Genomic DNA, 14,474 nt, shown 5'->3' with positions numbered 1-14,474 from the left:
TTTCAAAGCTGACTTCTGGCCCAAGCTATAGCGGAGAAAAATTGTCTTTGAACTTCCAGAACATTGAAGTTCGCTCTCTTTTGCAGGTTATCGCGGACTTTACTAATTTCAATATCGTCACATCAGATACGGTAACTGGGGCGCTTACCCTTCGTTTAAAAGACGTTCCGTGGGACCAGGCTTTGCAAATCATCATGGATGCCAAGGGTCTCGGGATGCGAAAAACTGGTAGCGTGCTGTGGATCGCTCCTAAAGACGAGATAGATGATCGTACGAAGAAGGATTACCAGGCAGCTCAGGCAATTCAAAAATTGGAGCCTTTGCGGACTCAGGCATTTCAGTTGAATTATGCCAAAGCCGCTGATATGGTTAATCAACTCACTGCCTCTAGCGGTTCCACTGCTGGTAGTAGTTCAAACAGATTTCTTTCTGAGAGAGGGAGTGCGATTTCTGAACCCCGAACTAATCAAATTTTTGTCACAGATACGCCAGCAAAGCTGGAAGAGGTTCGCCAGCTTCTGAATACCTTGGATGTCGCAGTACGTCAGGTTGTGATTGAGGCTCGGATTGTTGAGGCTCGTGACACGTTTGGTCGCTCTCTCGGTGTGAAGCTTGGAGGCGGAGACCTTCGCGCTCAGCGCGGTGGAGATGGGGGGTACGGCATTGGTGGGAACAATCGCATAGCATTTGGTACCAGCTACCAAAATGCTACAACTTCCACTGGCTATGGGTCTACATTCGATACTTCGGGTACGTTCGTTAATTTGCCAGCATCTTTGTCCGGAGTCGAAAATTTTGGATCATTCGCTTTATCTATCTTCAACTCAGCAGCCAACAGATTTTTGACGCTTGAACTCTCTGCCATGGAGGCGGAAGGGCAAGGTAAAATTGTTTCTAGCCCAAGATTGATTACTGCGGATCAGACAAAAGCTCTGATCGAGCAGGGGACTGAGTATCCCTATTCGGTTACCGCACCTAACGGAGCTACTACTATTGCTTTCAAGAAAGCTGTTTTGAAGCTCGAAGTCACACCTCAAATAACGCCAGAAGGTAATATTATCTTGGACTTGGATGTTAATAAGGACAGCCGAGGTGAAACAACAACTCAAGGTGTCGCCATTGATACCAAGCATATTAAAACTCAGGTTTTGATTGAAAATGGTGGCACGGTTGTTATTGGTGGTATTTTTGAGATGGAAGAGTCAAATCAGGAAAATAAAATTCCTGTTTTGGGGGATGTTCCGGTTGTTGGTAATTTGTTTAAAAACAGAACCAAAGAGGCGGTAAAGCGTGAAATGTTAATTTTCATTACGCCAAAGGTGATTGCCGATCGCTCGGCTAGTAAATAAGAAACTTGTGTAGAGGAACAGTATGAGAAGCGCAATAAAATATTTTTCGCTGGCGGCAACAATTTTGCTCGCCTCTTGCGGTGGAGGGGGGGGAAGTGCTGGTACTATCCCCGGTGGATCAACTGTTTCTGTCGCTAGTTTTGACTACGTTCTTGACAAAAACGCTATTTCAAACTCGGGCGCTGACGAAGCTACCTTGACTGCGACCGCATTGGATGCCACCAATAACCCGGTTCCTGGGGTGACATTCAAGGTGAGCGCGGATTCCGGTATTTACACTCCCGTAACCACTGTGACTGACTCCTCTGGTAAGGTGGTAGGGAAAATTTCTACCGGGGCTAATAAATCGAATAGAGCCATTAACCTGTCGATGACGATGGGTGACAAAGCCAAGACAGACAAAATTTCCGTTACCGGAAGCAAAATCAGTTTGTCCACGGTTCCTGCTGCACCCGCCCCAGGCGCTCAAGTCACTTTGGCGATCAAAGTTGTTGACGTCAATGGCGTTGGAATCGCTGGTGTACCCGTGACTTTGGGTGGAAGCCTTGGCTTCAAAGGTTCTGTGAATACCGATTCCACAGGAACTGCGAGTGCTGTCATTGCAGCTGCTCCAACTGCTGGTGGTATTTACACTGTGGAAAGCACAGGTTCTGGAGTGACGGAGACCCGAGACATTCAGGTGATCAGTCCCTCCGCAGGAGTCCCTGACGCTGTAGGAACCATTTCGGCAGCTAGTCTTGCAATCACTCCAAACACGATTACTCCGAATGCTGCTGGCGTAACGACGAGCAGAGCTGCGTTGCGTGCACTCTTCCAAGATGCCTCCAACCGGGCGATCAAAAATGTACGCGTTCGGTTCGTAATCGTCGAGCCTGGCTTGGGTGCTGATGAGCAAATTTCAACAGGCAATGCGATTGTCTATACAGACCAAAATGGTGTGGCAACGGCTGACTACATTGCCGGGACCCGTTCGAGCCCTACTAATGGTGTGGTGATTCGTGCTTGCTATGCCGCCACTGATGCTGCTATTGCCGGAGCCGCATGTCCCAATTCTCAGACTGCGACCCTGACGGTTGCTAGCTCTCCGCTGTCAATTACCTTGGGTGACAATAACAAGTTGGAGAAGGGTAATAGCGAGCTCACTTATATCAAGAAGTTTGATGTGGCCGTTGCCGATGCTGCGGGTAATGCGGTGCCAAATGCACAAATCTCAGCTAGCGTTGATTTGCGTTCTTACAGGAAGGCTGCTGGGGTTGCGCTTGTGAATGACGCCATTGGATACATTACACCCCCAGCTATTTGCGCTAATGAAGATGCCAATCGTAACGGGCTGCTTGATGCGTCTGAGGATATCAATGGCAATGGCAAAATTGAGCCCCGTAAGGCGGACGTTATTATTTCCTACGTTGGAGGGCAAGTAACTGGTGCCAATGGAAGAACGGTGATTCAGGTCGAGTATCCACAGAGTGTTGCTTATTGGATTGACTATGCAGTGAAGGTGACAACCAATGTTGCTGGATCTGAAGGATCGGTGGAGAAGGTCTACTTGACGGAGGCTCTCAAAGAGGACGTCGAAAATGGTTCGTTCTTGAAGCCTCCATACGGAGCGCAAGGGTGCGCCTCTCCTAACTAATAGGAAATGCTAAAAAAGGAGCAGCAAGGCTGCTCCTTTTTATTTATTCTTGCTTAATTTGAATTTGGTGGTTATCGCGGTTTCTATGAAATATGCTGCTTTGATGGTGAATGTTGGTGCTGAGCGTTCATATCCGATTGAAATTTTTGCAGGAAACTTGGATCAAATCGGTAGCACTTTTAATGTGATTCCTTCGGCGCGTAATGCGCTGATTGTGACGAATACTGTTGTGGAAGGTCATTACCTGGCCGCCTTGCAAAAAGGAATTCAAAGAAATTTTCAAAGGATTTTTCATATTTCTCTACCGGATGGAGAGGTTGAAAAGAATTGGAGTTCTTTAAACAAAATTTATGACGTGCTACTTCAAAATGAGTGTGATCGCAATACTGTGATTTTTGCTTTGGGGGGTGGCGTTGTTGGTGATATGGCGGGATTTGCGGCGGCAACCTTCATGCGAGGAATTCCGTTCGTGCAGGTACCCACTACGTTGTTGGCTCAAGTGGATTCGTCTGTAGGGGGGAAAACGGCGATCAACCATCCCTTGGGTAAAAACATGATTGGCGCGTTTTATCAGCCCAAGGCTGTGATCTGTAATTTGGAGACGCTGTCCACATTGCCGTCTAGAGAATTGAGTGCAGGTCTGGCCGAGGTAATTAAATACGGGCCCATTTTCGACATGGATTTCATGCAATGGCTTGAGACTTCGGTCGAGCAAGTGCTTGCCAAGGATATGAAGTCCCTGGCGTTCGCTGTGCACAGATCCTGTGAAATCAAGGCGGCGGTGGTGGGGCAGGATGAGCGGGAGACTGGTCTCCGCGCCATCCTCAATTTCGGTCACACCTTTGGCCACGCCATCGAAGCAGGTATGGGCTATGGTGTCTGGCTGCACGGCGAAGGTGTGGCTGCCGGCATGGTGATGGCTGCAGAACTTTCGCGTCGCTTGGGCATGGTGGATGAAGCGTTCGTTCAGCGCTTGAAGTCGCTCATTGAACGGGCCGGGCTGCCCGTGCGTGGCCCTGTGCTGGATGCTTCGGACAACGCTGGCCGATATCTGGAATTGATGCGCATCGACAAGAAATCTGAAGCTGGTGAGATTCGGTTTGTGCTGATTGATGGACCAGGCAAGGCTGTGGTGCGTGGGGCGCCTGACGCATTGGTGCGTGAAGTGATTGATGCCTGTTGCGCTTGATTGCTATTAATTTGATAGCTTCTAGCGCTTATCTGATAAGCGCTAGAGGTCGTTTTAATGCGAAGCCATGAATCTTGCCCCGTTTGCCTGTCATCCTGCCAACAGCAAAGGGCGCCTGCACCCTGAGGTGGCCGCTCCGACCCGCACGGACTACCAGAGGGATCGCGATCGCATCGTTCACTCCACCGCGTTCCGGCGCCTTGTCTACAAGACGCAGGTGTTCCTGAACCATGAAGGTGACCTTTTTCGTACGCGGTTGACGCATTCCCTGGAGGTTGCCCAGCTGGGGCGTTCCATTGCCCGGGCGCTTCAGATCAATGAGGATTTGGTGGAGGCCATCTCGCTGGCGCATGATTTGGGGCACACCCCGTTTGGCCATGCGGGGCAGGATGCGCTCAACGAATGCATGAAGCCTTTTGGTGGGTTTGAGCACAACCTGCAGAGTTTGCGGGTGGTCGATAGCCTGGAAGAGAGATACCCCGCCTACGATGGCCTCAATCTCACGTTTGAAACCCGGGAGGGCATCCTCAAGCATTGCTCTTTGCAAAATGCGCAGCGCCTGGAAGGGCAAGAGCCGAATGGCGTGGGATGGCGGTTTTTGCACAAGCAGCAACCGAGCCTGGAAGCCCAGTTGTGCAACTTGGCTGACGAAATTGCCTACAACGCGCACGATATTGACGATGGTGTGCGCTCGGGGCTTTTGACGTTGGATCAGCTGGACGATGTGCCGCTGTTTGCGCGCTTTCGTGACGAAGCGACCACAGAACATCCGCATTTGCTGGGCCAAGGCATGCAGCGCCGCTGTTTGCATGAATCCATCCGTCGAATGCTCAGCGCGCAGGTTTACGATGTGATGGATGCGACGCGTGAGGCGATCAATGAATACCGGCCGACCGACGTGGAGTCGGTGCGTGCATTGCCGGTTCTGGTGCGTTTCAGTCCATTGATGCGTGAGCAGTCTCTAGAGCTCAAGCGGTTTTTGTTCCGTTCCCTGTACCGTCACCCCCAGGTGATGGAGATGACGGGAAATGCGAAGCGGATTGTGCGAGATTTGTTTGCCATTTACGTGCACAGTCCGGCTGAGATGAAGCCAGCCTTCGCATGGAAGGCGCAGCAGGGTGACGACACGGTGCGCGCAGTGACTGTGGCTGACTTCATCGCCGGAATGACAGACAGGTTTGCCATCCGCGAACACGAGCGTCTGTCGGGTGAGCGTTTGATGGCTTGATGGAGCGTAGCCGAGCGGCCAAGGCGGCCCGGCGCCTACAATTTGCGCCTTCGCGTGTCGCGACCCCTCACCCTGCGTGCCTGATGCCATCTTCCCCACATTCCTCTTTGACCGAAACCAGCCCTTTACCCAACGGCATCCGTGAAGACGTGGTGCTGCAAGACACCGTGCGATGGCTGGAGCGCGCGGTCATCGGCCTCAATCTATGCCCGTTTGCCAAAGGCGTGCACGTCAAAGGGCAGGTGCATTACGTGGTCAGCCCGGCGGCGGAGCCACAGGCGTTGCTGGGCGATTTGCGGCGCGAGCTCTTGGCGCTGAACGCGATCTCTGCCGAAGAGCGCGATACGACGTTGCTGATCGCGCCTGCGTGCATGGAAGACTTCTTGGATTTCAATGACTTCACGGCGCTGGCCGATGATTTGATTGAAGAACTGGAGCTTGACGGTATCTTGCAGGTGGCTTTTTTCCACCCCCAGTTCCAGTTTGCTGGCACGCAGGCAGACGACGTTTCCAATTGCACCAACCGCACGCCGTATCCCACCTTGCATTTGTTGCGTGAAGAAAGCATCGACCGTGCTGTAGCGGTTTTCCCCGAGGCTGATGCCATTTTTGAGAGAAACATTGAAGTGCTGGAAGGCCTGGGGCCGCAGGGGTGGGCGGACCTGGATGTGGGGCCCAGGTGCCCTATGCATGCGCAGCCTTCAGTGAACGATCAGGGGGATAACGCATGAATGCTCCACGCCAAGCCAACCGTCCGGGAATGAAAACGGGAAAGCCGACCTCTCATGTAACGGCGAAGGAGCGCGGCGCTGATGCTGCGGTGATGCAGGAACTGCGTCCTGGCCAATCCATTGAGCTGCTGCAGGAACTGCACATCCTGACCAGAGAAGGAAAGCTGAACCAGGACTCTCGCCGCAAGCTCAAGCAGGTGTACCACCTGTTCAATTTCATTGAGCCTTTGCTGCAAGACTTCTCGGCGGAGGGACGCAGCCCTACGCTGGCGGACCACGGAGCGGGCAAGTCGTACCTGGGGTTCATTCTGTACGACCTGTACTTCAAGGCGCTGGGTCGTGGTCATATCTATGGCATTGAAACGCGCGCCGAACTGGTCGAGCGATCACGGTTATTGGCGGCGCGCCTAGGTTTTGGCCGCATGTCATTTCTCAATCTATCGGTGGCCGAGTCGATGGATGCGGCCGAGTTGCCCGCCCAGATTGATGTGGTCACTGCCTTGCATGCCTGCGATACCGCGACCGATGACGCCATTGCCTTCGGCCTTCAGAAGCAGGCCAGGGCCATGGTGCTGGTGCCTTGCTGCCAGGCTGAAATGGCGGCCTGCTTGCGGCGTGACAAAGCTTTGCAGCTGGGGCGCACACCGCTGGCCGAGTTGTGGCGCCACCCACTGCACACCCGGGAGTTGGGCAGCCAGGTGACCAACGTGTTGCGCTGCCTCTATCTGGAGGCGCAGGGTTACCAAGTCACGGTGACCGAGCTGGTGGGGTGGGAGCACAGCATGAAGAACGAGCTGATCATTGCGCGGTACACCGGTCAGAAAAAGCGCAGTGCGGCAGAGCGCTTGGTGGCGCTGCTGCGCGAGTTCGGTCTGGAGCAATCCATGGGCCCGCGGTTCGGCCTGGGAGCAGCGCAGCCTGAGCAATAAAATGGGGACGGGTTAGTATTGGGCTTTGTTTCTTCTTGCCCTCACTGCCCGCTCCATGGCCCGACTCCCTCGACTGACGCTGCCCCAGTATCCCCACCACGTCATTCAGCGTGGAAACAACCGCCAGGTTGTCTTCACGGATGCTGAAGACTTTGAAAAGTTTTTGGCGCTGCTGGCAGAGCATTCGGTCAAAAACCAGGTGCAGGTGCATGCCTACGTGGCCATGCCCAACCATTTTCATCTTTTGGTGACGCCTGCTTCGGAAGAGGGCTTGCCCAAGATGATGCAGTCGGTCGGCAGGGCCTATGCCCAATATTTCAACAAGCGGCACCAACGCACCGGCACGCTGTGGGAGGGGCGCTACCGTGCCACCGTGCTGGAAGCGCAGACGTACTTGTTGCCCTGCATGGCTTTCATTGACTCGAACCCCGTGCGTTCGGGCATGGTGGCCCAAGCGGCAGATTACCCGTGGTCCAGCGCTGCCCATTGGCTGGGCTTGCGGCATGACCGCATGTTGAGCCCGCACGCAGCCTACTGGGCTTTGGGCAACACCCCGTTTGCCCGCGAGGCAGCCTATGCCTCCATGCTCCAAGAGGGTCAATCACAGCAAGTGGAGCGCTTGCTGGCGGATGCTGCGCTGAGCGGCTGGGCGCTCGGCAGTCCGGAGTTTGTGCAGGGCTTGCAGCAACAAACCCCTCGGCGCATCATCAAGTCCAAGCCTGGCAGGCCACGCAAGACTCCCGTCGAAAACTGAAGGCTTTCTATGCATGCCTTTTTTTGGTGCGTATTTAATGTGTCCCCAATAAATGTAAGCACCAATCTGGTGATTTATTAATTAGTATCTGACCCTAATTAAATTTCTTGCAACTCATGTTGCATTGCACTAATCTCGGCATCCCTGCGAAAAATATGAGGAGTGCGCCATGACCACGGCCGCCGAGATTCAGCATCTGCAACAACACGGTTTGTATTCATCGGGTAACGAACACGACGCCTGCGGGCTCGGCTTTGTGGCCCACATCAAGGGTGTGAAGCGCCACGACATCGTGACGCAAGCGCTGAAGATCCTGGAGAACATTGACCACCGTGGCGCCGTGGGTGCCGACCCGCTGATGGGCGATGGCGCGGGCATCCTGATCCAGATTCCGGACGCTCTGTACCGCGAAGAAATGGCCAAGCAAGGCGTGACCTTGCCTGCGGCGGGCGAGTACGGTGTGGGCATGATCTTCCTGCCCAAAGAGCATGCTTCCCGCCTGGCTTGCGAGCAGGAGATGGAGCGCGCCATCAAGGCCGAAGGCCAGGTGCTGCTGGGCTGGCGCGATGTGCCGGTGAATGTGGACATGCCCATGTCCCCCACCGTGCGCAAGAAGGAGCCCATCCTGCGCCAGGTCTTCATCGGCCGTGGCAACGACGTGATCGTGCAGGACGCGCTGGAGCGCAAGCTGTACGTGATCCGCAAGACGGCCAGCGCCAACATCCAGGCGCTCAAGCTCAAGCACAGCAAGGAATACTACGTTCCGTCTATGTCCAGCCGCACCGTGGTCTACAAGGGCCTGCTGCTGGCCGACCAGGTGGGCAAGTACTACCTCGACCTGCAGGACGAGCGCTGCGTTTCGGCCATCGGCCTGGTGCACCAACGCTTCTCCACCAACACCTTCCCTGAGTGGCCACTGGCCCACCCCTACCGCTATGTGGCGCACAACGGTGAAATCAACACCGTCAAGGGCAACTACAACTGGATGAAGGCGCGCGAAGGCGTGATGGCTTCGCCCGTGCTGGCGGCAGACCTGCAAAAGCTCTACCCCATCAGCTTTGCCGACCAGTCCGACACCGCCACGTTCGACAACTGCCTGGAATTGCTGACGATGGCAGGCTACCCCATCAGCCAGGCCGTGATGATGATGATCCCAGAACCCTGGGAGCAGCACACCACCATGGATGAGCGCCGTCGCGCCTTCTATGAATACCACGCCGCCATGCTCGAGCCTTGGGACGGCCCTGCCTCCATCGTGTTCACCGATGGTCGCCAGATCGGCGCCACGCTGGACCGCAACGGCCTGCGCCCCTCGCGCTATTGCATCACCGACGACGATCTGGTCATCATGGGCTCGGAGTCGGGCGTGTTGCCCATCCCCGAGAACAAGATCGTGCGCAAGTGGCGCCTGCAGCCTGGCAAGATGTTCCTGATCGACTTGGAACAAGGCCGCATGATCGATGACGATGAGCTCAAGGCCAACATCGTCAACACCAAGCCCTACAAGCAGTGGATCGAGAACCTGCGCATCAAGCTCGACAGCATTGAAACCGGTGCTGATGCTGTGGCCCCACAAACTGCTGACCTGCCCCTGCTGGACCGCCAGCAAGCCTTTGGCTACACGCAGGAAGACATCAAGTTCCTGATGGCCCCCATGGCCAAAAATGGCGAAGAAGGCATTGGCTCCATGGGCAACGACAGCCCGCTGGCCGTACTCTCGGGCAAGAACAAGCCGCTGTACAACTACTTCAAGCAGCTGTTTGCGCAGGTGACCAACCCGCCGATCGACCCGATCCGCGAAGCGATCGTGATGTCGCTCAACAGCTTCATCGGCCCCAAGCCCAACCTGCTGGACATCAACCAGGTCAACCCGCCCATGCGCCTCGAAGTCAGCCAGCCTGTGCTGAACTTCGCCGACATGGCCAAGCTGCGCGACATTGAACGCCACACCAACGGCAAGTTCAAGAGCGTGACCATCGACATCACCTACCCCCTGAGCTGGGGCCGTGAAGGCGTGGAAGCCAAGCTGGCCTCGCTGTGCGCGCAGGCTGTGGACGCCATCAAGGGCGGTGCCAACATCCTCATCATCAGCGACCGCGCCGTGAGCGCCACGCAGGTGGCCATCCCCGCGCTGCTGGCGTTGTCGGCCATCCACCAGCACCTGGTGGTTGCAGGCCTGCGCACCACTGCCGGTCTGGTGGTTGAGACCGGTACGGCCCGCGAAGTGCACCACTTCGCCGTGCTGGCAGGCTACGGCGCCGAGGCCGTGCACCCCTACCTGGCCATGGAAACCCTGGCCGACATGCACAAGGAACTGGGTGGCGACCTGTCGGCCGACAAGGCGATCTACAACTACGTCAAGGCGATTGGCAAGGGCCTGTCCAAGATCATGTCCAAGATGGGCGTGAGCACGTACATGAGCTACTGCGGGGCGCAGTTGTTCGAGGCCATCGGTCTGAACACGGAAACCGTCAGCAAGTACTTCACCGGCACCGCCAGCCGCGTGGAAGGCATTGGCGTGTTCGAAATCGCCGAAGAAGCCATTCGCATGCACAAGGCCGCGTTTGGTGACGACCCTGTGCTCGAAACCATGCTGGACGCGGGTGGTGAATACGCCTGGCGCGCCCGTGGCGAAGACCACATGTGGACGCCGGACGCGATTGCCAAGTTGCAGCACAGCACGCGTGCCAACAACTGGAACACGTACAAGGAATACGCCCAGATCATCAACGACCAGAGCAAGCGCCACATGACGCTGCGCGGCCTGTTCGAGTTCAAGATCGATCCGTCCAAGGCCATCTCGATTGATGAAGTCGAGCCTGCCAAGGAAATCGTCAAGCGCTTTGCCACTGGTGCCATGTCGCTGGGTTCGATCTCGACCGAAGCCCACGCCACTCTGGCCGTGGCCATGAACCGCATCGGCGGCAAGAGCAACACGGGTGAGGGCGGTGAGGACGAGCGCCGCTATCGAAACGAGCTCAAGGGCATTCCAATCAAGAAGGGCGACACGCTCAAGAGCGTGATTGGCGCCGAGAACGTGGAGGTCGATCTGCCGTTGCTGGACGGCGATTCGCTGCGCAGCCGCATCAAGCAGGTGGCGTCGGGCCGCTTTGGTGTGACGGCGGAATACCTCTCGTCAGCCGACCAGATCCAGATCAAGATGGCCCAGGGCGCCAAGCCCGGTGAAGGCGGTCAGCTGCCCGGCGGCAAGGTCTCGACCTACATCGGCAAGCTGCGCCACAGCGTGCCCGGTGTGGGCCTGATCTCGCCCCCGCCGCACCACGACATCTATTCCATCGAAGATTTGGCCCAGCTGATCCACGACCTGAAGAACGTGGCACCGCACGCCGGCATCAGCGTCAAGCTGGTGTCCGAAGTGGGCGTGGGCACCATTGCAGCCGGCGTGGCCAAGTGCAAGGCCGACCATGTGGTGATCGCCGGTCACGACGGCGGCACGGGCGCATCGCCCTGGTCGTCGATCAAGCATGCCGGTTCGCCCTGGGAAATCGGCCTGGCCGAAACCCAGCAGACCCTGGTGCTCAACCGCCTGCGCGGCCGCATCCGCGTGCAGGCCGACGGCCAGATGAAGACCGGTCGTGACGTCGTCATCGGCGCGCTGCTGGGCGCGGATGAATTCGGCTTTGCCACCGCTCCGCTGGTGGTGGAAGGCTGCATCATGATGCGCAAGTGCCACCTGAACACCTGCCCCGTGGGCGTGGCCACGCAAGACCCCGAGCTGCGCAAGAAGTTCTCGGGCAAGCCTGAGCACGTGGTGAACTACTTCTTCTTCATCGCTGAAGAAGTGCGCCAGATCATGGCCCAGCTCGGCATCCGCAAGTTCGACGACATGATCGGTCGCACCGACCTGCTCGACATGCGCAACGGTATCGAGCACTGGAAGGCACGTGGCCTGGACTTCAGCCGCCTGTTCGCCCAGCCCAACGTGCCTGCCGATGTGCCGCGCTTCCATGTGGACGTGCAAGACCACAACATCGAGCACACGCTGGACCGCAAGCTCATCGAGCGCAGCCAGCCCGCCATTCAAAAGGGCGAGCGCGTGCAGTTCATCGAAGTGGCGCGCAACGTCAACCGCTCGGTCGGCGCGATGCTCTCGGGCGCGGTGACCCGCGTGCACCCTGAAGGCCTGCCGGACGACACCATCCGCATTCAGCTGGAAGGCACGGGCGGCCAGTCGTTCGGTGCATTCCTCACACGCGGCATCACGCTGTATTTGATTGGCGATGCCAACGACTACACAGGCAAGGGCCTGTCGGGCGGCCGCGTCATCGTGCGCCCCAGCATCGACTTCCGTGGCGACGCAGTGCGCAACACCATCGTGGGCAACACGGTGATGTACGGTGCCACCACGGGTGAGGCGTTCTTCAGCGGCGTGGCGGGCGAGCGTTTTGCCGTGCGTCTGTCGGGTGCCACGGCGGTGGTCGAAGGCACGGGCGACCACGGTTGCGAATACATGACCGGCGGCACCGTGGTGGTGCTGGGCAAGACGGGCCGCAACTTTGCGGCGGGCATGAGCGGCGGCGTGGCGTATGTGTACGACGAAGACGGTTTGTTCGAGTCGCGCTGCAACATGTCGATGGTCGCGCTGGAACGCATCCTGCCCTCTGCTGAGCAAGAAGCCACCGTGCCCCGCTCGATCTGGCACAACGGCCAGACCGATGAAGCCCAGCTCAAGAAGCTGCTGGAAGACCACAACCGCTGGACGGGCAGCAAGCGCGCCCGCGAGTTGCTGGACAACTGGGCTGCTTCGCGCGCCAAATTCGTCAAGGTGTTCCCCACCGAGTACAAGCGCGCGCTGGCTGAGATTTATGAACGAAAAGTGCTGGAGGAGTCCGCTACACCAGCGGTAGCTGCTACTAAAAATGAAGCAGTACCCGCCAAATAAGGTGACCCCGCAGACCTTCGCACCACATTCATAGACAAGGACACTCCGTCATGGGAAAAACTACTGGCTTCATGGAATACGAGCGCATCGAAGAGGGCTACAAGCCCGTGCCCGAGCGCCTGAAGCACTACAAGGAATTCGTCATTGGCCTCGATGAGAGCCAGGCCAAGGTGCAAGCCGCGCGCTGCATGGACTGCGGCACGCCGTTCTGCAGCAACGGCTGTCCGGTCAACAACATCATTCCGGACTTCAACGATCTGGTGTATCACGCCGACTGGAAGAGCGCGATCGAGGTGCTGCACAGCACCAACAACTTCCCCGAGTTCACCGGCCGCATCTGCCCTGCACCCTGCGAGGCAGCATGCGTGCTCAACGTGAACGACGACGCGGTGGGCATCAAGTCCATCGAACACGCGATCATCGATCGCGCCTGGGCTGAAGGCTGGGTGCAGCCGCGGCCGCCCAAGCACAAGACGGGCAAGAAGGTGGCCGTGGTGGGTGCAGGCCCTGCGGGCATGGCGGCGGCTCAGCAACTGGCCCGCGCGGGCCACGATGTGACGGTGTTTGAAAAGAACGACCGCGTGGGCGGCCTGCTGCGCTACGGCATTCCTGACTTCAAGATGGAAAAGTCGCACATCGACCGCCGTGTGGAGCAGATGAAGGCCGAGGGGGTGGTCTTCCGCACCGGTGCGGTGGTGGGCGCCGCCAAGGACCCGCTGGGCAAGGGCTCCAAGGTCACCAACCTGGCCAAGGAAACCGTCACGCCAGAAGAGCTGCAAAAAGAGTTTGACGCCGTGCTGCTGACCGGTGGCGCCGAGCAATCGCGCGACCTGCCCGTGCCCGGCCGCGACCTCGATGGCGTGCACTTCGCGATGGAATTTTTGCCCCAGCAAAACCGCGTGAACGCGGGCGACAAGGTCAAGGGCCAGCTGCGAGCCGATGGCAAGCACGTCGTTGTGATCGGCGGCGGTGACACCGGCTCTGACTGCGTGGGCACCAGCAACCGCCATGGCGCGGCCAGCGTGACCCAGTTCGAGTTGATGCCCATGCCCCCCGAGCAGGAGAACAAGCCTTTGGTCTGGCCCTACTGGCCCTACAAGCTGCGCACCTCTTCTAGCCACGAAGAGGGTTGCGAGCGTGAATTTGCCATCTCCACCAAGGAATTCATGGGAGAGAAGGGCAAGGTCACCGGCCTCAAGACCGTGCAGGTCGAATTCAAGGACGGCAAGTTCGTTGAAGTGCCTGGCACCGAAAAGGTCTTCAAGGCCGACCTGGTGCTGCTGGCCATGGGCTTTGTGAGCCCGGTGGCGACGGTGCTCGACGCCTTTGGCGTGGAGAAGGACGCTCGCGGCAATGCCCGCGCCACGACGGACTTTGACGGCGGCTACGCCACCAACGTGCCCAAGGTGTTCGCTGCGGGCGACATCCGCCGCGGCCAGTCGCTCGTGGTGTGGGCCATTCGCGAAGGCCGCCAGGCAGCACGCTCGGTGGACGAGTTCCTGATGGGTTACTCCGACCTGCCACGCTGAGCGAAGGCGCTGCGGCGCCGCTCACCGTTCCAAGCGCCCTGCGGGGCGCTTTTTCATTGCTCCTGTTTTCATAGCTGGTTGCGCTTATTGAATGGGCTCTGGAGGCTGTTTTGGCATGAAGTGCTAGGGCGCCGCTCAGGTGTGCAGGTGCCCGGCTGGACGTCATAAGAACAGTATATGGACGCCCCGAATAAGCCAAGCCCTCACTCACTGCTGCCAAGAAGGTAAA

9 protein-coding genes are annotated in these 14,474 nt (G+C 57.6%); all 9 read left to right on the top strand.

Features of this window, described 5'->3' with window-relative positions; translation table 11 throughout:
- Positions 1–1,349: type IV pilus secretin PilQ (gene pilQ / locus AADJ04_RS15060; protein WP_341240108.1), on the top strand; the 1,349-nt coding region annotated here is incomplete at its 5' end.
- Between the two features lie 22 nt (positions 1,350–1,371).
- Positions 1,372–2,982: an Ig-like domain-containing protein gene (locus tag AADJ04_RS15055; RefSeq protein ID WP_341240107.1), complete on the top strand. Its 1,611-nt coding sequence runs from the start codon at positions 1,372–1,374 to the stop codon at positions 2,980–2,982.
- Between the two features lie 85 nt (positions 2,983–3,067).
- A complete protein-coding gene (gene aroB, locus AADJ04_RS15050; RefSeq protein WP_341240106.1) occupies positions 3,068–4,171 on the top strand; it encodes a 3-dehydroquinate synthase in 1,104 nt (367 codons plus the stop codon).
- Between the two features lie 67 nt (positions 4,172–4,238).
- Positions 4,239–5,399 carry a deoxyguanosinetriphosphate triphosphohydrolase gene (locus tag AADJ04_RS15045; protein WP_066698409.1) on the top strand — a complete coding sequence of 387 codons (1,161 nt, stop codon included), beginning with the start codon at positions 4,239–4,241 and terminating at the stop codon, positions 5,397–5,399.
- 107 nt (positions 5,400–5,506) lie between these two features.
- Entirely contained in the window at positions 5,507–6,130 is a 624-nt protein-coding gene (locus tag AADJ04_RS15040) for a DUF1415 domain-containing protein (RefSeq protein ID WP_066782342.1), read from the top strand.
- 92 nt (positions 6,131–6,222) lie between these two features.
- Positions 6,223–7,059, top strand: coding sequence for an SAM-dependent methyltransferase (locus AADJ04_RS15035; RefSeq protein WP_233099701.1), 837 nt, complete (start codon positions 6,223–6,225; stop codon positions 7,057–7,059).
- Positions 7,060–7,114: 55 nt separating this feature from the next.
- Entirely contained in the window at positions 7,115–7,813 is a 699-nt protein-coding gene (locus AADJ04_RS15030) for a transposase (protein ID WP_142081861.1), read from the top strand.
- Positions 7,814–7,982: 169 nt separating this feature from the next.
- The gene (locus AADJ04_RS15025) at positions 7,983–12,716 is read left to right on the top strand and encodes a glutamate synthase-related protein (RefSeq protein WP_341240105.1); all 4,734 of its coding nucleotides are present in this window, start codon (positions 7,983–7,985) and stop codon (positions 12,714–12,716) included.
- Between the two features lie 50 nt (positions 12,717–12,766).
- Positions 12,767–14,245, top strand: coding sequence for a glutamate synthase subunit beta (locus tag AADJ04_RS15020; protein ID WP_341240104.1), 1,479 nt, complete (start codon positions 12,767–12,769; stop codon positions 14,243–14,245).
- Positions 14,246–14,474 lie beyond the last annotated feature (229 nt).

The sequence above is a fragment of the uncultured Acidovorax sp. genome (genome assembly GCF_964021665.1).
Taxonomy (GTDB): domain Bacteria; phylum Pseudomonadota; class Gammaproteobacteria; order Burkholderiales; family Burkholderiaceae_C; genus Acidovorax; species Acidovorax temperans.
The sequence above is the reverse complement of the archived record's forward strand: the minus strand, read 5'-3'. Positions and strand labels throughout refer to the sequence as shown.